General features: G+C 60.3%; 17 protein-coding genes. 15 read left to right on the top strand and 2 right to left on the bottom strand.

The genetic code is table 11. The features are described from left to right. The first annotated feature begins 9 nt into the window (after window positions 1-9). From ACYVI2_RS00560 to ACYVI2_RS00535, 6 genes are all read left to right on the top strand, one after another. On the top strand, window positions 10-492 hold the full coding sequence (locus tag ACYVI2_RS00560; RefSeq protein ID WP_415819308.1) for a LeuD/DmdB family oxidoreductase small subunit: 483 nt from the start codon (window positions 10-12) through the stop codon (window positions 490-492). Between the two features lie 23 nt (window positions 493-515). Next, entirely contained in the window at window positions 516-2,186 is a 1,671-nt protein-coding gene (locus ACYVI2_RS00555; RefSeq protein ID WP_460490245.1) for a hydantoinase B/oxoprolinase family protein, read from the top strand. Beyond that, the gene (locus tag ACYVI2_RS00550; RefSeq protein WP_415819310.1) at window positions 2,183-4,231 is read left to right on the top strand and encodes a hydantoinase/oxoprolinase family protein; all 2,049 of its coding nucleotides are present in this window, start codon (window positions 2,183-2,185) and stop codon (window positions 4,229-4,231) included. Before ACYVI2_RS00555 ends, ACYVI2_RS00550 begins: the two co-directional genes overlap by 4 nt. A gap of 11 nt (window positions 4,232-4,242) precedes the next feature. Continuing rightward, window positions 4,243-4,839: a cysteine hydrolase family protein gene (locus tag ACYVI2_RS00545; RefSeq protein ID WP_415819311.1), complete on the top strand. Its 597-nt coding sequence runs from the start codon at window positions 4,243-4,245 to the stop codon at window positions 4,837-4,839. Further along, window positions 4,836-6,308, top strand: a complete 1,473-nt coding sequence (locus ACYVI2_RS00540) for an FAD-dependent oxidoreductase (protein WP_415819312.1) — start codon at window positions 4,836-4,838, stop codon at window positions 6,306-6,308. Before ACYVI2_RS00545 ends, ACYVI2_RS00540 begins: the two co-directional genes overlap by 4 nt. A 93-nt stretch (window positions 6,309-6,401) precedes the next feature. Beyond that, window positions 6,402-7,259 carry an isocitrate lyase/PEP mutase family protein gene (locus ACYVI2_RS00535; protein ID WP_415819313.1) on the top strand — a complete coding sequence of 286 codons (858 nt, stop codon included), beginning with the start codon at window positions 6,402-6,404 and terminating at the stop codon, window positions 7,257-7,259. Window positions 7,260-7,265: 6 nt separating this feature from the next. Here ACYVI2_RS00535 and ACYVI2_RS00530 read toward each other — a convergent pair whose 3' ends face one another. Beyond that, window positions 7,266-8,162 carry a LysR family transcriptional regulator gene (locus ACYVI2_RS00530; RefSeq protein ID WP_415819314.1) on the bottom strand — a complete coding sequence of 299 codons (897 nt, stop codon included), beginning with the start codon at window positions 8,160-8,162 and terminating at the stop codon, window positions 7,266-7,268. 114 nt (window positions 8,163-8,276) lie between these two features. Between ACYVI2_RS00530 and ACYVI2_RS00525 the strand changes: the two genes are divergently transcribed. Then, window positions 8,277-8,663: a DoxX family protein gene (locus ACYVI2_RS00525; protein WP_415819315.1), complete on the top strand. Its 387-nt coding sequence runs from the start codon at window positions 8,277-8,279 to the stop codon at window positions 8,661-8,663. A gap of 147 nt (window positions 8,664-8,810) precedes the next feature. Here the strand turns inward: ACYVI2_RS00525 and ACYVI2_RS00520 are convergent, their stop codons facing one another. Then, complete coding sequence (locus ACYVI2_RS00520) at window positions 8,811-9,740, bottom strand: LysR family transcriptional regulator (protein WP_415819316.1); 930 nt, start codon at window positions 9,738-9,740, stop codon at window positions 8,811-8,813. Between the two features lie 114 nt (window positions 9,741-9,854). On the opposite strand from ACYVI2_RS00520, the gene ACYVI2_RS00515 reads away from it, so the two are divergent. The 8 genes from ACYVI2_RS00515 to ACYVI2_RS00480 all read left to right on the top strand — a co-directional run bounded on the left by ACYVI2_RS00515 (window position 9,855) and on the right by ACYVI2_RS00480 (window position 20,341). Next, entirely contained in the window at window positions 9,855-11,096 is a 1,242-nt protein-coding gene (locus ACYVI2_RS00515) for an MFS transporter (protein ID WP_415819317.1), read from the top strand. Between the two features lie 415 nt (window positions 11,097-11,511). Next, window positions 11,512-12,543 carry a BMP family protein gene (locus tag ACYVI2_RS00510; protein ID WP_415819318.1) on the top strand — a complete coding sequence of 344 codons (1,032 nt, stop codon included), beginning with the start codon at window positions 11,512-11,514 and terminating at the stop codon, window positions 12,541-12,543. Next, on the top strand, window positions 12,540-14,069 hold the full coding sequence (locus ACYVI2_RS00505) for an ABC transporter ATP-binding protein (RefSeq protein WP_415819319.1): 1,530 nt from the start codon (window positions 12,540-12,542) through the stop codon (window positions 14,067-14,069). Before ACYVI2_RS00510 ends, ACYVI2_RS00505 begins: the two co-directional genes overlap by 4 nt. An 18-nt stretch (window positions 14,070-14,087) precedes the next feature. Then, on the top strand, window positions 14,088-15,161 hold the full coding sequence (locus ACYVI2_RS00500; protein WP_415819320.1) for an ABC transporter permease: 1,074 nt from the start codon (window positions 14,088-14,090) through the stop codon (window positions 15,159-15,161). Between the two features lie 10 nt (window positions 15,162-15,171). After that, window positions 15,172-16,122: an ABC transporter permease gene (locus ACYVI2_RS00495; protein ID WP_415819321.1), complete on the top strand. Its 951-nt coding sequence runs from the start codon at window positions 15,172-15,174 to the stop codon at window positions 16,120-16,122. Between the two features lie 34 nt (window positions 16,123-16,156). Then, window positions 16,157-17,428, top strand: coding sequence for an amidohydrolase family protein (locus ACYVI2_RS00490; RefSeq protein ID WP_415819322.1), 1,272 nt, complete (start codon window positions 16,157-16,159; stop codon window positions 17,426-17,428). 224 nt (window positions 17,429-17,652) lie between these two features. Further along, window positions 17,653-19,809: a S8 family peptidase gene (locus ACYVI2_RS00485; RefSeq protein WP_415819323.1), complete on the top strand. Its 2,157-nt coding sequence runs from the start codon at window positions 17,653-17,655 to the stop codon at window positions 19,807-19,809. After that, complete coding sequence (locus tag ACYVI2_RS00480; protein ID WP_415819324.1) at window positions 19,724-20,341, top strand: autotransporter outer membrane beta-barrel domain-containing protein; 618 nt, start codon at window positions 19,724-19,726, stop codon at window positions 20,339-20,341. Before ACYVI2_RS00485 ends, ACYVI2_RS00480 begins: the two co-directional genes overlap by 86 nt. Window positions 20,342-20,421: the final 80 nt, after the last annotated feature.

The following is a 20,421-nucleotide window of genomic DNA, read 5'->3' as shown; positions in this document are numbered from 1 at the left end:
GAGAATCCAATGAGCGCGCGCGTATGGCGTGTCGGTGAGGATATCGACACTGACGCCCTGGCGCCCGGCGCCTATATGAAATTTGGCATCGACGAGATCGCGCGTCACTGTCTGCAACGGGTGCGGCCCGATTTCGCATCGGCGGTACAGCGCGGAGACGTCTTGGTCGCCGGACCTAATTTTGGTATTGGATCGTCGCGCGAGCAGGCGGCAGCAGCCCTGGTGCATTTAGGTGTAGCGGCGGTGATCGCACCGTCATTCAGCGGCTTGTTTTTCCGCAATGCCTTCAATGTGGGGTTATTGCTGTTGACGTGCGCGCAGGCCGAGCAATTGGCCGAGGGCGAGCAGGTCACCTTGGACCTCGATCAGGGCATCGTCTGCAACGAGAAAGGCCAGGCGCTGGCATGTGAACCCGTGCCCGATTTTCTGCTGGATATGGTGCGCGCGGGCGGTCTTTTGAATCTACTGAAGACGCGCAGCCGGCCGTCTTGATCACGACAAACTGGAATCGAATCATGCTTGACCCCGTGACCTTGGCCGTCCTGAAGGGACGGCTGGAACAAATCGCCGATGAGATGGATGCGACGCTGTATCGCAGCGCGTTCAATCCCATCATCGCCGAGGCCCATGATGCATGTCATGGTCTGTACGACGCCGAGTCGGGCGCGACCCTGGTACAAGGAAAATCCGGATTGCCGGTATTTGTCGGCGCGATGTCCTTTGCCGTGCAGGCGGCCGCGCGTGCCGCCGCCGAGCGTGGCGGAATGGTCGATGGCGATGTGTGGCTGTTCAACGATCCCTATGACGGCGGCACGCATGCCAACGATTTCAAGTTGGTGCGCCCCGTGTTCCGGAATGGCAAGCTGTTTTGTTTTCTGGCATCGGCCGCGCACTGGCATGACATCGGCGGTGCCGTGCCTGGCAACTACAACCCATCGGCGACGGAGTGCTGGCAAGAAGCCGTACAGATTCCGCCGGTACGTATCGTGCGTGCAGGCACGCTGGACGCAGACGTATTGGCGATCTTGAAGGCGAATACGCGCTTGCCCGATAGTCTCTGGGGCGATCTGAATGGTCAGTTGGCTGCGTTGGAGCTTGGGGCAGGCCGGCTGGATGGTTTGCTGGACGAGTATGGCGACAGCACGGTCAAAGAGGCATTGGATACCCTGCGCCTGCGAGCGTTGCGTCTGATGCGTGACCACATAGAACGTCTGCCGGATGGCGAGTATGCCTTTGCCGATACGTTGGACAATGATGGGGTCCGCGATGAAACACTGACCATTGCGCTGAAACTGCGTGTCGCGGGCGACAAACTGACTCTGGATTTCTCCGAGACCTCGCCCTCATGTGCGGGGCCGGTGAACATTTCGCGCGCCACGGCCATTGCGGCCTGCTATGTGGCGTTGAAACACGTATTCCCCGATGTGCCGGCGAATGCAGGGGTGTTGGACGCGGTGGACGTGGTGCTGCCCGACGGTTTGCTGATCTCGGCCGCGCGTCCGCGGCCCGTGGGCGGTTACACCGAAACCATTCTGCGCATGATCGACGTGATTTTCTGCGCGGTGGCCCAGGCTGCACCAGAGCGCGCACCGGCCCAGGCTTACGGCACCATCAATGCGTTGTCGATCGCGGGTTACCGCAGCGACGAGGCGCGCAAGGGGCAGCGCTGGGTGATGTTCAGCTTCTTCGGCGGCGGACATGGCGGCCACAGTGATGGCGATGGCTTGTCGCATGGCAATGCACCGATTTCTACGGCCACCATTCCACCGCTAGAGATCCTGGAGGCTGCCTATCCCGTGCGGTTTACGCAATGGGCGTTGCGTCCCGATTCGGCAGGCGACGGTCAGCATCGCGGCGGTTTGGGCGCCATCTATGAAATTGAGCTGCTGGAAGACAGTGCCGAGGCTTTTATTTTCGGCGAACGCGGACGCAGTGCACCGAAGGGTATCGCAGGGGGGGCATCGGCCGTTCCCAATGTCTTCAAGTATGAAAACGACGGGCAGTGGCATACCCCGCCCATGACCTCAAAAATGCTGGGCATACGCCTGAAACGCGGTGAGCGCGTGCGCCTGGAGACGCCGGGCGGCGGCGGCTACGGATCGCCGCAGGCCCGTTCGGAAGAGGCTCGCGAGCGCGACCAGAAAATGGGGTATGTCAGTCAAGCAGAACAGGAGCAGGCAGCATGAGCGCCGCGCAGCAATCGTTGGTGGTTGGGGTAGACGTCGGTGGCACGTTCACCGATCTTTTTGTACTGGATGAAAAGGCCGGCAGCGCCCGTGTGGTGAAAGTGCCCTCGACGCGTGGCGAAGAGGCTCGCGGCTTCATGAACGGCATCGAGCGTGTCGCCGATGGCGCCGATGCGATTGCGACCATCGTGCATGGTACGACGGTGGGCACCAACGCCTTGCTGGAGCGCAAAGTCGCTCGCACGGGCATCATCACGACCGAGGGATTCCGCGATGTGCTGGAGATGCGCCGCCGTGACCGTCCGCAAACCTGGGGCTTGCGCGGCAATTACGAGCCTGTGGTGTCGCGCGATTTACGTTTCGAGGTCAGCGAACGGGTCTTGGCCGATGGGACGATTCACACGCCGGTCGATCTGGACCAAGTAGAGACCGCGGCACGCGAACTGCTGGCCCTGGGCTGCGAGGCCGTGTGCGTGTTCTTTGTGAATGCCTACGCCAATCCCGACAACGAGGCAGCCGCAGTCGCCCGTGTGCGCCAAATCTGGCCGAATGCCAATGTCACGGCTGCGACCGAAGTGCTGCCGGAGATCCGCGAATTTGAACGTTGCTCGACCGCGACGTTGAACGCGTCGTTGCAGCCCGTCGTAGGCAGCTATCTCTCGCGCCTGGAGACCGATTTGAAAGGTCACGGGTTCGAGGGTGAACTGTTGGTGGTGCAAAGCAACGGCGGTGTGATGTCGCGCCAAACGGCATGCGACGTACCGGTGCGTACGGCACTATCCGGACCCGCAGCAGGCGTGATTGCGTGCGCAGCCATTGCACGTGCGGCAGGTTTGCCGGATGTGGTGACCGGCGACATGGGCGGCACGTCGTTCGACGTCTCGTTGGTCGCGGGCGGAGAGGCATCGCTGGCTGCACAGACGTCGATTGAATTCGGTATGGTGGTTCGTGCGCCGATGATTCAAATCGAGACGATTGGCGCTGGCGGCGGTTCGATCGCCAGCGTTGATGCAGGAGGTTTGTTGCAAGTCGGGCCGGAGTCGGCAGGCAGCATTCCGGGGCCGGCATGTTATGGGCGCGGGAATACGCGTCCGACGGTGACAGACGCCAATGTCTTGTTGGGCCGCATTGCTGCGGATCGTCCGTTAGGCGGTGGTCTGCTGGCGCAGATGAATGCAGAGTTGGCGCACACGGCGATCGACACGCACGTGGGGCAGCCGCTGGGCTTGGACGCGTATGCCGCGGCCGAAGCCATCCTGACAGTGGCGAATGCCAAAATGGCCGGTGCGATTCGTTTGGTCTCGATTGAGCGCGGCCATGATCCGCGCAAGTTCGCCTATATGCCTTTTGGTGGAGGCGGCGCATTGCATGTCTGCGCGATGATGCGCGAGGTGGGCTGCACGCGCGGCCTGATACCGCGCTTTCCCGGCGTGACCTCGGCATTGGGCTGCGTGATGGCGGATATGCGTCATGACGGTGTGCAGACGTTGAACGTGACGCTGGACGGCTTGAACATCGACGAGCTGGTCGCACGGATCGACGCCTTGGCCGAAGCCTGCCAGGCACGCCTGGATTCCGCGGGCGTGGCGTTCGAAGGCGTGCGCGAGAGTATTGAGCTGGATATGCTGTATGCAGGCCAGAGCCATACAGTGACGGTGGAGGTCTCGCGCGAGGCGCTGGACCGTGCGGCTATCGGCGCAGCCTTTGAGGCCGCATATCGCCGCGCGTATGGCCGCAGCTTGCCCGGCATCGCGATCCGTGTCCTTAACCTGCGCTATGCGCGGATCGGCCAGCGGCCCAAATTCGATCTGGCCTTGTTGGCTCCGACTGCGACTGACATGCCCGCGTCATTGGGCACGCAGCGTGTTTATCACAGTGGTCAATGGTGGGACGCGGTGCGTTATGAACGGCTCGCCTTGCCAATTGGCGCGCACGTGGACGGGCCAGCGATCCTGGAGCAACCCGACACCACCATCTGGCTCGAACCCGGATTCCGTGGGCAGGTAGACGCCCTGGGCAACCTCTTGATCGCGCGCCAGGAATAAGGAGCACGCTCGTGTCACGTTCAACTGCACTCATCATTGTCGACCTGCAAAACGACTTTTTGACGCCAGGTGGCGCGTATGATCGGGGCGGCGCTGTCAGTCCCGAGGCTCGCGCATTGCCGCCACGTGTTGCACCCGTCGCGCAGGCCGTCAAGGCAGCCGGGGGATATGTGGCCGCCAGTCAATTCACGTTGTGGCCGGATGCTCAGGGCGAGCCAATGATCTCGCCGCACTTGCGCCGCCTGCGCCCGTTTTTAAAGCGGGGAGATTTCGTGGCGGGCAGTCCTGGCCATGGTTGTGTCGCCGAGTTGGATGGCCTGGTCGACGTGTCGGTCTGGAAAGTCGCCTATTCCGCGTTTTTCAATACTCAGCTGGATTGGGTATTGCGCCGCACGGGCATCGATCATGTCGTCATTTGTGGCATTGTCACCAATGGCGGCGTGGCCAGCACGGCCCGCGATGCGCATATGCGTGATTATCACGTGACGGTATTGGCCGATGGATGTGCGGCGCCCAGCCCCGAGATGCACGATGCCGCGTTGGCCGATCTGCGTACGGTCGCAGAGATCGCAACGTGTGCGGAATTTATCGCGAGTCTGTCGAAATGAGTGTAGGCCACGTTTCGCAGGCGCCACAGCCCGCTGGCGATGATTTGTCTCGCATTGCGCAAGATCCGGCGCTTATCGATGATCATGGCCCTCGCGTTACCCGAGGACCAGCCCCCGCCGGTGGGCGCGTGCCCGTTGTGATCATCGGCGCGGGCGCCTGCGGGTTGACGGCGGCCTGGCGGCTGGCGCGCGCGGGGATTGAATGCGTGTTGATCGAGCGGGACGCGGTGCCCAGTGGCTCGACCGCGCTGTCCTCGGGTTTTATTCCGGCGGCGGGCACGCGCGCTCAACAGGCTGCGGGGGTGACGGACAGCCCGGCTGATTTTGCGGCCGACATTCATGCCAAGGCGCATGGCCAGGCAGCGCCTCATCTGGTGACGGCCTATACCGAGGCGATTCCTCTGGCTATCGATGCGTTGCAAGAGGCAGGACTGACGTTTGAGGTGCTGGACGGTTTTCTGTATCCCGGCCATCACGCCCGCCGTATGCACAGCCTGCCAGAACGTACGGGGGCTGCTTTGGTGGGCGCGCTGGCCAACACGGCCAGCGAGGCGGGTGCCTATCTGTTGACGGATACCACTGCGCGAGAGTTATGGTGCGACGCCGATGGCCGTATCACGGCCGTGGGGTGCGAGCGGCCTGATGGCGGCACGGAGGTGATAGGCTGCGATGTGCTGTTACTCGCTTGCAATGGTTTTGGCGGCAATGTCTCTATGCGCCGGGAATATCTGCCGGCAATGGCCGACGCCGTGTACGGCGGGCACGTGGGCAACGATGGCAGTGCCGTGCAATGGGGCCTGCAACTGGGTGCGCGATTGGCCGATATGGGCGGCTATCAGGGTCATGGCTCGTGGGCGATTCCGCAAGGCGCATTGATCTCATGGGCGGTCATCATGGATGGCGGCGTGCAGATCAATCGTGCCGGAAAGCGTTTTCACGACGAAACACAGGGGTATTCCGAGGCTGCGGTACACGTATTGGCTCAACCGGAGGGCGTGGCATGGAACGTGTTTGACGCGCACACATTGGCGCTGCTGCGCGAGTTTCCCGATTTCCAGGATGCCGAGGCGGGTGGTGCATTGCGCTGTGCTGCAGATGCTGCGGCATTGGCGGATCTCATCGGCTGCGACAAAGCAACGTTGGCGGCCACTCTGGCATCTATTTCCCCCGATCTGGATGACGTATTGGGCCGGCGTTTTACGCGCCATCTCGCGGCGCCGTACTACGCGATCAAGGTTACTGGCGCGTTATTCCATACGCAGGGCGGACTGGACATCGATGCGCAATGCCGAGTGTTGAATACGAACGGCCATGCTTTTGCCAATTTGCTCGCTGCCGGCGGCGCTGCTCGCGGCGTGTCCGGGAATGAGGTATCGGGCTATCTCTCGGGCAATGGCCTGCTGAGCGCCGTGGCAGGAGGGCATATCGCCGCAGCGACAGCCGCGGAATTGCTGGGCCGGCCGCTGTAACGGATTTCAAAAAAAGCCTTCCCAAATTTGCAGTCGCATGGGCAATAACGCTTATATCCCTGGCATGACTACTGAAGTTTCTCGGAGCAATGGATGAAAAAACTTGCACAACAGCTGGCCGAGGGCTGCGTTCTGGCCCCTGGTGTTTACGATGCCTTGTCCGCGTTGATCGCGGAGCAGGCCGGTTTTGATGCACTCTATCTGTCGGGTGCCTCGATCGCCTATACCCGATTGGGGCGTTCCGATGTGGGGCTGACCACCTATACCGAGGTCGAGGATACCTTGGCCCGCATCGCTGAGCGTGTCTCGGTGCCGGTGATCGTGGACGGCGATACGGGCTTCGGAAATGCGCTGAACGTGCAGCGCACGGTGCGCGGTTTCGAGCGCGCCGGCGCGGCGATGATCCAACTCGAGGATCAGACGTTTCCAAAACGTTGTGGTCATTTGGATGGCAAGACCGTGGTGCCGGTCCACGAAATGCGCGGCAAACTACGCGCTGCTGTCGATGCGAGGCACTCTGCCGACACGCTGATCCTCGCACGCACAGATGCCATCGCCGTCGAGGGCCTGGAGGCTGCCTTGGATCGAGCCGAACAGTACCTGGAAGACGGCGCCGACGCATTGTTTATCGAGGCGCTGCGGACTCCAGAGCAAATGCAGGCAGCCTGCTCGCGCTTTGCAGGACGCGTGCCGCTGCTTGCCAACATGGTCGAGGGGGGCAAGACCCCAGTCAAAGCCGCCTCGGAACTGGCCGATGTGGGTTTCCGCATCGTGATCTTTCCCGGAGGAACCGCACGCGCGGTGGCACACACTTTGGCTGGCTATTACGGCAGCCTGAAGCAAAACGGCAGCACCGCGCCGTGGCGCGAACAGATGCTGGATTTTGATGGGCTCAATGCGGTGATTGGAACGCCGGAACTGCTGGCTGCGGGAAAACGGTACGAGGGTTGACTGCGATCACTGCCACGAAGGATGTTGGAACGCATTGACCAAGAAATCGAGCATCCTGCGCATCTTCAACGACATGTGCTTACGGCTGGCGTAGACCACATGTATGCCGAGGGTAAAGGCATCGTAGCCGGGCATCAGTTCGACGAGCGTGCCTTGTTTGAGATCCTCGCCAATGAGAAAGTCGGGCTGCAGAATGATGCCCTGATGGGCTAATGCAGCCAGACGGCAGGTGTCGCCGCTGTTGGTGCGAATCCGCGGATTGACTTTGACGCGCACTTCACCCTGAGGACCAGCGAACCGCCAGTCATCCTTGCTGGTCAGATAACTATAAGAAACGATGTGATGATTGGCCAGGTCCTCGGGCGTTTTCGGACGGCCGTGTTTTTTGACGTATTGCGGTGAGGCGCACAACGCCATTCGGGTGCACGCCAACTGGCGGCTGATCAGGCGTGAGTCTGGCAGATTGGTGATGCGTATTGCGAGGTCGTATCCCTCGTCCACCAGATCGACAATGCGGTCATTCAGATCGATGTCCAGTGACACATTGGGGTTTTCTGCGAGAAACCGCGGCCATAACGGTGCCAGATGCAACAGGCCAAATGAGAGCGGTGCATTGATGCGCAGCATGCCGACGGCATGGCCGCCGTGCGAGACGGTTTCGGTTTCCAGTTCATCGAGTGCCGCCGCGAGCTCGATCGCCCTGGCGTGAAAGCGCTGCCCGTCCTCGGTCAACGATAGACGGCGCGTGGTCCGGTGCAGCAGGCGCAGTCCCAGGTGCGCTTCGAGGTCAGCCACATGCCGGGAAATGGCGGCCTTTGACAGGTTGGTCGCCTCGGCAGCGCTGACAAAACTCCCATGGCGGACGACGGCGAGAAAACTGTTGATCTGCTGGAGGTCAAGCATGGATTGTCTCTATTTTTGGGACAAACTGTCATTTTATTCCCTATTTATCGCCTCTCGTATTGTCAATAAAGTGTCGCTATCCCGAAACGCGGGCAAACGAATAAGGAAGTCGTCATGAATGCAACGTTCTCTTTGTTGGGCCGAATCGGCCTGGCTCTTATTTTCATAATTTCCGGCTGGGGCAAAATCACTGGCTACGCAGGCGCCGAGCAATATATGAGCGCTATGGGTGTATCACCTGCCTTGCTGCCGTTGGTGATCTTGTTGGAGTTTGGCGGTGGCTTGGCGATTGCTGCGGGCCTATTCACGCGCTGGATTGCAATCGCGTTCGCGCTTTTTTCCGTAGCTACCGCTGTTGTATTTCATGCGAATTTCGGCGATGCCATGCAAGCCATTAATTTCTGGAAGAACATCGCCATCGCAGGCGGTTTCTTGAGTCTGGCTGCGCAGGGAGCGGGAGCGTGGAGCCTTGATGCATTGAGAGGTTCGCGCAAGGCTTGAGCGGCACACTCTCAATGAGTAATGGGCGGAACGCCGCCCATTGTCGTTTTGCGCCACGTGCACGGACTTGCCGAGCACGTGGCGCAAATAGCACATTATTTTTGGGGTTTGATCAGGCGCACTTGGACCGATGTACACGAGGGGGGCTCAGAGGGCGCGGCTCGCCGCCGCCGCAAATAGCTCATTACGCAACCAGGAATGCGCGGCATCGGCGTCATGGCGCGGGTGCCATGCAGCCGTGAGTCCAAATCCGCCTACCTCCACCGGCAACGGCAGTAAATCCAGCCGGTCCGAGAACCGTTGCAGGAAGCGTTCGGGCAGGGCGCACACATAGTCCGTGGCCTCGATCACAAGCGGCGCCAAGTGATACTGCTGAACGGAAACGGCGACGTTGCGGGTACGTCCGTGGCGGGCAATGACATCGTCCATGAAACCGTGAAAATTGCCGCCATCGCCCGACACAATCACGTGGCCCAAGGCGCAATAAGCATCGAGATCAGGAGGCGCCAGCCCTCTCGGGTGCGCTTTGCGTTGTGCCATGACATAACGTTCGCTCAATAACTGCTGGCGACGCGCATCCGCTGGCGTTGAAAAATCCGCAGCGATGAGTAAATCCGCCTTGCCGTTGGCGAGCCAGGCGCCCGCCGTGTCGGCAGGGACGGTATGAAATGCGAGTTGTACATGGGGCGCGCGGCTGGCAATGCGGCGGACCAGATCCAGGCCGACCATGACAAAGCCGTTATCGCTGGCCAGGATTTGAAAGCGGCGCGAATCACGCGCGGGATCAAAATCCATGCCGCGCGCGAGCGCGGCATGCAGCTCGTGCAATGCTGCCCGCAGGGGTTCGCGGATGGCCAGTGCACGGGCGGTGGGCGTCATGCCACGGCCGTGTTTCGCCGGAACCAGCAGAGCGTCATTGGTCAACTCGCGCAGCCGGGCGAGCTGCGCCGATAGCGCGGGTTGGCTGAGATGCAGCCGCTCCGCAGCGCGGGTGACATTGGCTTCCTCCAGCAAAACGTCCAGAGAGCCCAGTAACGCCAAATCCGCTCCCCGCAAAGGCGATGGCATATCAGCCATTTGGATAGCTCCGATATTAATAATCGATTTCAAATATACCAAGTTCTTGCTCACACTACGGCTTGAAACGAGGGCTGGGCAAAGAGTCCCGCTCGGCATGATTCGGAGTCAACAGTGCGGACGAGCAAAGCGGATGAACCTGAGCGGCATGCCCTGCGTGCCTTGGCCAGCGCAAATTTTGCAGTGGGCGGGATGTCGTATGGCGTGGTTGGCGCCTTGCCTGCTTTAGTGGGCGCCTGGCAGATTTCTCCTGGGGACGCGGCACTATTGATGACGGCATTCTCGATCGCGTTTGCTGTCGGGGCGCCGGTGCTGCAGGTGCTGGTGGGCCACTCGCGTCGGCGGACGTTGTTGTTGAGCGGTTTGGTGGTGATGCTGCTTGCGACACTGGCCGGGGCGTTTACGGCTAGTTTTGCTTGGTTGTTGATGACGCGGATCGTGGCGGGCTTGGGCGCGGCGCTTGTCAGTCCGGTCGCTAATGCGATCGGGGCAGGGTTGGCTCCGGCCGAACGGCGGGGTAAAGCGTTGGCCGTAGTGTTTGTTGGGGTCACCTTATCCAGCGTCGTCGCGGCGCCGGTTGCTGCAGCATTGGCAGAAGCCTTTGGCTGGCGTGCCGTATTCATCGGGCTCGCGATGATTGCCTTGGGAAGCCTCGGCTGGATTATCGCTACGGTACGCGATACGTCATATGGTGAGCCGATGCGGCTGAGAGGATTGCTGCAGTTGCTATTGCGGCCGGCTACAGCGGCTGGGCTCGCTGTGGTTGTGTTGCAGACTGCGGCCTTTTTTGCGACTTATACGTTGATCTTGCCCTTGATCACTAAACATTTCGGAGCGAGTGCGGCAGAGGGCGGCGTTGCCTTGCTGTTGTTTGGATTGACGGGCATCGCGGGAAACCTGATCGCGCAGCGAGTGTCGCTGCATCATGCTGCCGATAGGCTGCTGCGTATCGTGATGATGACCATGATGCTCGTCTTTATCGTGATTGCAGTGTTGGGAGTGCCTTTCTGGGGCGATGTGCTCAGGCTGGGATTCTTGTTCCTGTTGCTTGTCATCTGGGCGGTGATGCAGGACGTGTTCTATCCGTCTCAATTGCGCCGTGTCGTTGCCCTGGAGCCCGATTATCGCGGGATGGTGATCGCACTGAATTCATCGGGCATCTTTTTGGGGATTGCATTAGGGTCGGGCGTGGGGGGACGCGTTGCCGATTCCGTTGGTTTACAGTGGTTGGCCCCGGCCTCGGCGGCATTGACGGCGCTGGCGCTTGGCGCACTGATTGTGTCAAGGCGCCTACTCGCCAGGATGCCAGGTGGCCAAGCCACGGTTGGGCAAGTTCGTGAGTGCCCAGCTCCATAGCATTGCGCCCGGGCGCAGGTGAAAATGCACCGTAGTGGTGCATTGAGAGAGGCGGTTTTTGCAAAATGCACCCAAACAGCGCATTCAGGCCCCGATAGATTGACTACAATCCTGTCCGGCCTGGTTTTGTTGCCGGGCCGCCCCAAGACAAAAACGCCCCTTGGGGGGCAGCAAGCCGGGGGCGCAGCAAGGGGGGGCTTTGTGTGACAGGTCGTGCGGCACGAGCATGCGGCATGCATTTTGCTTGATTCCGGGCGACTTTCACTCTGACCCTCGGGTCACTAACGCCAGTAGCCCCGCTACGTCGCCTGATGCCTGCCGTTTTCCCTCGTTGTTCAGATGCGCTTCGACTTGTGCCGAGGCGCCTGTGCCACGCTCGGGTTGAGGGCTTTTAAATCGCCTAGGAGCCGAAACCATGATGTTTGAAAACCTCCCGTCCGTATCCGGACTTGCCCGTCGCAGCGTGCTGAAACTCGGCGTGGCGGCCGCGGGCGTGTTCGTGATGTCGGGCTGGGCCCAGGCACAGGACGCCGCCAAGATCAAAGTGGCGGCCGTCTATACCGTGCCGGTCGAGCAACAATGGGTATCGCGCATTCACAAGGCGCTGAACGCCGCCAAGGAAAAAGGCGAGATCGAATACGTGTTTTCCGAGAACGTCAGCAACGCCGACTACGAGCGTGTAGTGCGCCAGTATGCCGAGCAGGGCAACCAGCTGATCGTGGGCGAGGCCTTTGCCGTCGAGTCCGCCGCGCGCAAAGTCGCTAAAGACTATCCCGAGACCGCATTCCTGATGGGCTCGTCGGCCAAACCGCAAAAGCCGAATTTTTCGGTGTTTGACAACTATATTCAAGAGCCGGCGTACCTGACCGGCATGATTGCCGGCGGCATGAGCCAGTCGGGCAAGATCGGCTTGGTGGGCGGATATCCCATCCCCGAAGTCAATCGCCTGATGCAGGCATTCATGGCGGGTGCCCAGGAAATCAATCCAAAGGTCAGCTTCACCGTTTCGTTCATCGGATCGTGGTTTGATCCCCCAAAGGCTAAAGAAGCCGCCTTCGCGATGATTGATCAGGGTGCAGACGTGTTGTACGCCGAGCGTTTTGGCGTGTCCGACGCGGCCAAAGAGCGTGGCAAGCTCGCAATCGGCAACGTGGTCGACACCCAGCCGCAATATCCGGAGACGGTCGTGGCGTCGGCATTGTGGAACATGGAGCCCACGATCGAGCACGCATTGGCGCAGGTCAAGGCAGGCAAGTTTGCCGCGGAAGACTACGGTCAATATTCGTTGATGAAATTCAAAGGATCGGAACTCGCGCCGTTGGGCACGTTTGAATCGAAGATCCCCGCGGAGCTCAAGGCCAAGGTCGAGACCAAGCAAAAGGCGATCCTGGATGGCAGCTTTGAAGTCAACGTGAACAACAGCGAACCCAAGTCCAGCGCGAAATGACGGATACCCTGGCCCTGCAACTCGAGGGCATTACCAAGCGTTTTGGCAGCCTGACGGCGAATGACGCGGTCTCGCTGAGTGTGAAGCAGGGCGAGGTGCTGGCCCTGTTGGGGGAAAACGGCGCGGGCAAGTCCACGTTGGTGTCCATTCTGTTCGGGCACTACGTGGCCGATGCCGGCCGTATCACCGTCTATGGCCAGGCGTTGCCGCCCGGCCGTCCAGACGCCGCGCTGGCCGCAGGTGTGGGTATGGTCCATCAACATTTCACGTTGGCAGACAACATGAGTGTGCTGGACAACGTGATGGTGGGTACCCAGTCGTTGTGGCGGCTCGCATCCGGGCGCAAGCAGGCTCGGCAACGATTGGTCGAACTGGGCCAGCGCTTTGGCCTGGGCGTGGACCCCGATGCGCGCGTAGGGACGTTATCCGTCGGTGAAAAGCAGCGCGTTGAAATTCTCAAAGCGCTCTACCGCGGTGCACGCATTCTGATCCTGGACGAGCCGACAGCCGTGCTGACGCCTCAAGAGGTCGATGGGCTGTTCGCTACGCTGCGCGGTTTTGTCGCCGAAGGACTCGCGGTCATTTTCATTTCGCACAAGCTCGATGAGGTCATGGCGGTCTCGCAACGCGTGGCGGTACTGCGTCAAGGCAAACTTGTGGCCGAACGCGACACGGCATCGACCAACGCAGCGGAGCTGGCCGAGTTGATGGTCGGACGCAAGGTTGTCATGCCGCGTGTGCAGAACGCCGAGCCGCGCGCGCAGGCGACGCCTGTGGTCACACTCTCGCAGGTGACCGTGCGCAATAGCCACGGCGGCGCGCCGTTGCTCGATAGTGCGGATCTGACGATACACACGCACGAGATCGTGGCTATCGCGGGCGTAGCAGGCAACGGACAACAGGCGCTCGTGTCGGTGTTGAATGGATTACGCCATCCCGATGACGGCACGATACGCTTGGGGGCGGAACACTCGGTGGCGCCGCGCACCCCCGCGGGTTGGACGGCCGCAGGCGTGGGACGCATCCCGGAGGACCGTCACCACGAGGGCGTGATCGGCGATAGTCCCCTGTGGGAAAACGCCATCATCGAAGATCTGAACGACAAACGCTTTGCGCGTTTCGGCGTGGTGCGCGCGCAAGCCGGCCGTGCCTATGCGCGTGATCTCAGCAAACAGTTCGATGTGCGAGCGGCTTCGCAGGATGTACGTACGCGCAGCCTGTCGGGCGGGAATATGCAAAAGCTGATCCTGGGCCGCACATTGGCTCGGCAGCCGCGTTTCATCGTGGCCGATCAGCCAACCTGGGGGCTGGATATTGGCGCAGTCGCCTACGTCCGTGAACAACTGCTGGCCGCGCGCGAGCGCGGTGCGGGTGTTTTGCTGGTGTCCGAAGACCTCGAAGAAATCTTCGCATTGGCCGATCGCATCGCAGTCATGTGCGGCGGCAAGATCATTGCCGTAAAGCCCGTTGCGCAATGGACGCCGGCATCCGTGGGCCTGGCCATGACGGGTAGTGTGCCCGCCTGACGATTAAATAATGAAATCATGAACTTGTACCTGGAACGTCGCACCGAAGCCAGCCGCACAGCGTTGCTGTTGGCGCCTTTGGCGGCGATTATCTTTACCTTGTTGATCTGTGCGCTGTTGGTGGCATGGGCGGGCGCGCCAGTGGGGCGCACCTATGCATTATTGTTCGACGGCGCATTTGGATCGCGTTTTGCCTTGTCAGAAACACTGATGCGTGCGACGCCGCTGATGCTGACCGGCTTGGCCTGTGCAGTGGCATTCCGTGCACGTTTTTACAACATCGGCGCTGAGGGGCAGTTGTACCTCGGTGCGCTGGCCGCCGTGGCGGTGGGCGGTATGCATGATGGCGTGGGCTTTGATTTGCCGGTACCCGTGCTGTTTGCCGGCATGATGATCGCCGCGGCGTTGGCAGGCGCATTGCTGCTGTTGATTCCGGCTTTGCTGAAAACCCGACTGGGCGTGGACGAGGTGGTGACCACGCTGCTGGGCAATTTCATTGTGCTGTTGTTCGTGTCGATGATGCTCGATGGCGTCATGAAAGACCCCATGGCCATGGGATGGCCGCAATCGGTGGCACTGAACCCCGATCTGGAGTTCGGCAAACTCATCGCGAAAACGCGCGTACATACTGGGTTGCTGTGGGGGATAGGCCTCGCGGTCGGCTTGTGGTTGATCAACCGCTATACCGTCTTTGGTTTGCAGATGCGAGCGGTCGGCGCGAATGCGCATGCCTCGCGTTTTCTAGGATTGCCGGTGACACGCGTGATGTTGGGTACGGCGATGTTATCGGGCGCCTTGGCGGGACTGGCGGGCGCGATCGAAGTCGCGGGCCGTACGAGCTATGTGACGCTGGATATGTCGCCGGGTTACGGCTATACCGGTGTGGTGGTCGCCATGTTGGCGGGGCTGCATCCGTTGGGTGTCGTGGTGGCTAGCGTCTTTGTGGCGGGCATGTTGGTAGGCGCGGACAGCATGAGCCGCGCGATTGCCGTCCCCAACTACATTGCCGATGTGATTGTGGCTGCATCGCTGTTGTCCATGCTGGTGGCCACCTTGTTCGCGCAATATCGCTTGCGCCGCAAGCAGGCCTGAGGAGACGCGCATGGAATGGATGGATTTGTTGAGTTCGAGCGCGTTCTGGGTGGCGGTGTTGCGTCTGGCTACGCCGTTGATCCTGGGCACGCTGGGCGTGCTCTTGTGCGAGCGTGCCGGGGTGTTGAACCTGGGCATCGAAGGCATCATGGCGGCGGGAGCCTTTACCGGTTGGCTGGTGGTGTATCTGGGCGCACCGCTTTATGTCGGTGTGCTGGCAGCCGCACTGGCGGGCATGGTCTTTGGACTGCTGCATGCAGTGTTGACGGTGCCGTTAGGTCTGTCGCAGCACGTGTCTGGATTGGGCGTGACCTTGCTGGCGACGAGCCTGAGTTACTTCGCCTACCGGGTGACTTTCCCTAGTGTGAATACTCCGCCGACGATCACGCCGTTTGCCGAGATGACATTCTTCAAGGACATTCCCGTGATCGGTCCCGTGTTGGCGGGCCAGACGGTGATGACGCTGATCGCCTTGATTGCCGTGCCTTTGATCGCATGGGTGTTGAACCGCACACCGCTGGGCTTGGCAATCCGTATGGTGGGTGAAAATCCCGCCGCCGCCGAGGGGCAGGGCCTGTCCGTGACCAAGCTGCGCATGGGCGCTATCGTAGCGGGGTCGGCACTGATGGGCATTGCAGGCAGTTTCCTCACGCTGGCTGCGTTTAATGCCTTCTTTTTCAATATGGTCAACGGCCGCGGTTGGGTCTGTGTGGCCTTGGTGGTGTTCGCGTCGTGGCGACCGGGCAAGGCCCTGCTGGGCGCGTTGATTTTTGCGTTCTTTGATGCGCTGCAATTGCGGTTGCAGCAGGGTGGCACGAGCCTGCCGGGCTTGCCCGAGTTGCCGTATCAGGTTTATTTGATGTTGCCGTACGTGCTGTCCATTTTGGCGCTGGTCGTGATGGCGCGTCGTGCCGCGTATCCCCAAGCGCTGATGAAGCCCTATCGCAAGGGCGAGCGTTGAGCCCATACGGCACAGTCAATCAAAAGGTTTTTATATGCTCGATCTCATTATCAAGAACTGCAACCTGGCCAATGGCCAGACGGGTGTGGATGTCGGCGTGCAGAATGGCCGCATCGTGTCTATCCAGCCCGCCTTGCAGGCCGAGGCCGGCCAGGTGGTCGATGCTCAGGGCCAATTGCTGAGCGCGCCATTCGTCGATGCGCATTTCCATATGGATTCGACGCTGTCATACGGTTTGCCGCGCGTGAATCAATCCGGTACCTTGCTCGAGGGCATTGCGCTGTGGGGGGAATTAAAGCCGCTGTTGACGCAGGAGGCGCTGGTCGAGCGCGCGTTGGCGTATTGCGATTGGGCGGTGGCCAACGGCCTGTTGGCGATTCGTTCGCACGTGGATGTCTGTGATCCGCGTTTGCTGGCGACCGAGGCCTTGCTGCACGTACGTGAGCGCGTGAAACCCTATCTGGACCTGCAATTGGTTGCCTTCCCGCAAGACGGCGTGCTGCGCGCGCCAGGGGCGATGGACAATCTGAAGCGTGCCTTGGATATGGGACTGGACGTGGTGGGCGGTATTCCCCATTTCGAACGCACCATGGCTGACGGCGCAGAATCGGTACGCTTGTTGTGTGAGCTGGCGGCCGAGCGCGGGCTGCGCGTCGACATGCATTGCGACGAGACCGATGACCCCCTGTCGCGTCATATCGAGACACTGGCGTATCACACGCAGCGCCTGGGCCTGCAGGGCCGGGTCACGGGATCGCATCTCACGTCCATGCATTCGATGGACAACTACTACGTGTCCAAGCTGATTCCGTTGATTCGCGAGGCAGGGGTCTCGGCTATTTCCAATCCGTTGATCAACATCACGATTCAGGGACGCCACGATACTTATCCCAAGCGTCGCGGGATGACGCGCGTGCCTGAGTTGCTGGCAGCCGGCGTGACAGTGGCGTTTGGCCATGACTGTGTGATGGACCCATGGTACAGCCTGGGTTCGGGCGACATGCTGGAGGTCGCGCACATGGGGTTGCATGTGGCCCAGATGACGGGACAGGATGCGATGCATGCCTGTTTCGAGGCGGTGACCGGTGCGCCTGCCAAAATTCTCGGTTTGGATGAAACAGGCATCGAGGTTGGCAAGCGCGCGGACATGGTGCTGTTGCAGGCTCGTAATCCGGTTGAAGCGCTACGCCTGCGTGCCACGCGCCTGCATGTCTGGCGCGCGGGTAAGCAGATAGCCAGCACGCCGCCCGCGACGGCTGCGCTGTCGTTGGCGGGCCGGCCGCAAACGGTGGATTTCCGGGTGTAGGTGGGCTTGGAGCACGGCCTAATGCGAGTTAGGCCGCGTTGGATAGGCGATTCGCACTGTGGTCACGGCCGAATGAGTTGAATGCGGACAGTAGCGACTAATGCGGAATCCATCACAGTTAATCGTAATTTGGTCTGAAAAATTAGCTGTTCTCGATAGGAACAGTTACGGGAAGATAGAATTCGAGCCCTTTAAATGATCGCCGCCTAGCGGCGTGGTTTCGAATGGTATTTTCTTCTCGCAGCACCGCACTCGTGTTGCTGTCGTCTTTCATTACCCTTATTGATCTGCAAGTCTCGCCGGTACATGCGCACGCTGCCGGCAATCCCAGCGATCCGGAAACTTGGCGTACCCAAGAATACCGTGCGCAATGGGGATTGGATTTTATTAACGCCGCTAATGCTTATGCGCTGGGTCTGGACGGTCGTGGCGTAAAAATCGGCGTGGTGGATTCGGGCATTGATTCGCATCATCCGGAATTCTTGCATCGCACCGGTGGTGGATATGGTTCTGTGACCAACATCGCAATGCTGACTGATAGCGATGGGCATGGCACGATGGTGTCTTCGGTGATATCGGCAAACCGCAACGGCATTGGCATGCATGGCGTGGCGCCAGGTGCCACGATATTCGTGCCGAACCTTATCGCCGGCGGTGACGATGAAGAAGATCGCCTGTTTGCTGAGGCTTGGGATGAGATGCTCGACCAAGGCGTGCGCATCGTTAATAACAGCTGGGCGTGGCCGGATATACCGATTACTGACGAACCGGCCGATTACTGGAGAGCTTCGCAGCCGAATTTGATTGCGGCGGCACGCCGAGCAGTTAGTGCAGGCGCGTTGATGATTTTTGCAGCGGGCAATGAGAGCGGCTCAAGCCCCGAAAGCCCCGCCGGCCTGCCCTATTATTTTCGTGATCTAGAGTCGGGGTGGTTAGCCGTCGCAGCGCTCTCACCCGATGGAATGCCATCCTGGTCCAATCGCTGTGGCGTGGCCATGGACTGGTGTCTGTCCGCGCCCGGAGGCGGAGAGGGGTGGGTATGGGACGCCAGCGTTGAGGATTTGACCTACGTGGGGGAGAGCGATGATATTTTCATGGCGCGTGCAGGTGGCGGTTATACCACTGCCGCTGGCACGTCGTTTGCTGCCCCCCATGTGACGGGTGCCGCCGCGCTGGTAGCACAGCGCTTTCCTTATCTGACGATGGCACAAGTGCGCCAGGTTCTGCTGGGCACAGCCGCAGATGTCGGCGATCCGGGTGTGGACGAGGTATACGGGTATGGTGTCCTCGATGTAGGCAAGGCCGTCCTCGGTCCAGGAAAATTCGATTGGGGAGATTTCCATGTGTCGTTTGATCAGGGCTATAGCACCTGGGGTAACGACATTACCGGCGCAGGCGGGCTGATCAAATCAGGCACGGGATCGCTGGAGTTGACGGGCGACAGCACGTACGCCGGCGAGACACACGTCAATGGAGGCGAGCTTGCCATCGCCGGCAGTATTGCTTCGCAGACGGTTGTAGGCCGAGCCGGGATGCTTTCGGGTGGCGGCGCAATCATTGGAGATGTCGATAATCAAGGCATCGTGGCGCCGGGCTTGTACAGAAGCGGCGGAACACTGCTCGTCGATGGCGATTATGTTCAGCGCAGAGGGGCCGCTTTGCTGGTGGATGTCAATGCGTCGCAAGGGACGGGCTTGCTCGACGTTACGGGCGAGGCGCAAATCGATGGTGGCAAAGTCGCTGTTGCCCTGGCGCCCGGGGCTTACCGCGGTGATGAGCGTCATACGATTTTGTCCGCCGACGATGCGGTTTCGGGTCGATATGACGAACTGTGCAAGTGCTTTGCCTTTTTGGATGTGTCGTTAGCTTATGACCCACAGAATGTCTATCTGGATATCGAGCGCAACGGCGTCGCGTTCACCGAGGTGGCAGCCAGCCATAATCAACGCGCCGTCGGGGCAGCGATTGAACTTATGGACGGCGACGCGGCTGATACGCCCGAGTCGGGTCATGGGGCAGATGCAATAACTTCAAGATCTATAGCGACCTCCGTCATGGCAGGATCGACTGTGGCGGCAACGCTGTTTGATCACATTGTTGTGATGGGCGCGCCCGCGGCACGAGCCGCATTCGATAGTCTGTCAGGGGAGCTCCATCCCAGCGTGGCCTCGGCGTTGATAGACGACAGCCGCTACACGCGGGATGCGATTACCGGCCGTCTGCGCAAGGCGTTCAGTGTCGCGAGCGCGCCGCCCGTGTCATCCGCTCAGTACTCAGGCGTCAAGAGCGCTGCTGATGGCAGAACATCCGTTTGCGGCTTATACGGGGGCACAATACGGCGCAACGGCGCTGCGCTTTGGCGCCGCCCATACTTGGCATGACATCGATGCCAAACGTCGCGTGGCGTTCTTGGCAGAGCGTGCGAACAGCGACTATTACGCGCGTACCGCGCAGTTGTTCGGAGAGGCCGGGTACCAGTTTGATCTGTACGGTGTGCAGTTGGAGCCCTTTGCACAGCTGGCCTACGTGCATCTGCATACCAATAGTTTTGATGAGGGTGGTACCGTCGGTTTGAATGCGCGGAGCGCTAATCACGATACAACGTTCAGTACGCTGGGCTTGCGCGCTGAAACGGTATTGGGCAACACAGAAAAGAGCACGCTGTCGGTTCATGCCATGATGGGTTGGCAACACGCATTCGGTTCGCTATCGCCGAAGTCAATGTTTTCATTTACCGGTGGATCTCCGTTCACCATCGAAGGCGTGCCTTTGGCTCGAGACGCTTTAGTGCTGGATGCCGGGCTGAATATTGCCGCGGGCAAAGCGTTAAACATCGACTTTGCATACACGGGGCAATTGGCACAGAATTCCGCAAATCAAACGGCCAAAGTCAATCTGATTTGGCGGTTTTGAGTTCGTTGTCTGTCAGCCTGATTTTATTTAATCGTAATAGGGTCCGAAAATAGGCGCGTTCCCGATATAAGCAGCTCAAG

It is taken from the genome of Bordetella tumbae (genome assembly GCF_054780995.1).
The sequence above is the reverse complement of the archived record's forward strand: the minus strand, read 5'-3'. Positions and strand labels throughout refer to the sequence as shown.

Coding starts and splice junctions, on each gene's coding strand:
- ACYVI2_RS00560 (WP_415819308.1), top strand. CDS start 10: ATGAGCGCGCGCGTATGGCGTGTCGGTGAGGATATCGACACTGACGCC.
- ACYVI2_RS00555 (WP_460490245.1), top strand. CDS start 516: ATGCTTGACCCCGTGACCTTGGCCGTCCTGAAGGGACGGCTGGAACAA.
- ACYVI2_RS00550 (WP_415819310.1), top strand. CDS start 2,183: ATGAGCGCCGCGCAGCAATCGTTGGTGGTTGGGGTAGACGTCGGTGGC.
- ACYVI2_RS00540 (WP_415819312.1), top strand. CDS start 4,836: ATGAGTGTAGGCCACGTTTCGCAGGCGCCACAGCCCGCTGGCGATGAT.
- ACYVI2_RS00535 (WP_415819313.1), top strand. CDS start 6,402: ATGAAAAAACTTGCACAACAGCTGGCCGAGGGCTGCGTTCTGGCCCCT.
- ACYVI2_RS00530 (WP_415819314.1), bottom strand. CDS start 8,162: ATGCTTGACCTCCAGCAGATCAACAGTTTTCTCGCCGTCGTCCGCCAT.
- ACYVI2_RS00525 (WP_415819315.1), top strand. CDS start 8,277: ATGAATGCAACGTTCTCTTTGTTGGGCCGAATCGGCCTGGCTCTTATT.
- ACYVI2_RS00520 (WP_415819316.1), bottom strand. CDS start 9,740: ATGGCTGATATGCCATCGCCTTTGCGGGGAGCGGATTTGGCGTTACTG.
- ACYVI2_RS00510 (WP_415819318.1), top strand. CDS start 11,512: ATGATGTTTGAAAACCTCCCGTCCGTATCCGGACTTGCCCGTCGCAGC.
- ACYVI2_RS00505 (WP_415819319.1), top strand. CDS start 12,540: ATGACGGATACCCTGGCCCTGCAACTCGAGGGCATTACCAAGCGTTTT.
- ACYVI2_RS00500 (WP_415819320.1), top strand. CDS start 14,088: ATGAACTTGTACCTGGAACGTCGCACCGAAGCCAGCCGCACAGCGTTG.
- ACYVI2_RS00495 (WP_415819321.1), top strand. CDS start 15,172: ATGGAATGGATGGATTTGTTGAGTTCGAGCGCGTTCTGGGTGGCGGTG.
- ACYVI2_RS00490 (WP_415819322.1), top strand. CDS start 16,157: ATGCTCGATCTCATTATCAAGAACTGCAACCTGGCCAATGGCCAGACG.
- ACYVI2_RS00485 (WP_415819323.1), top strand. CDS start 17,653: ATGGTATTTTCTTCTCGCAGCACCGCACTCGTGTTGCTGTCGTCTTTC.
- ACYVI2_RS00480 (WP_415819324.1), top strand. CDS start 19,724: ATGGCAGAACATCCGTTTGCGGCTTATACGGGGGCACAATACGGCGCA.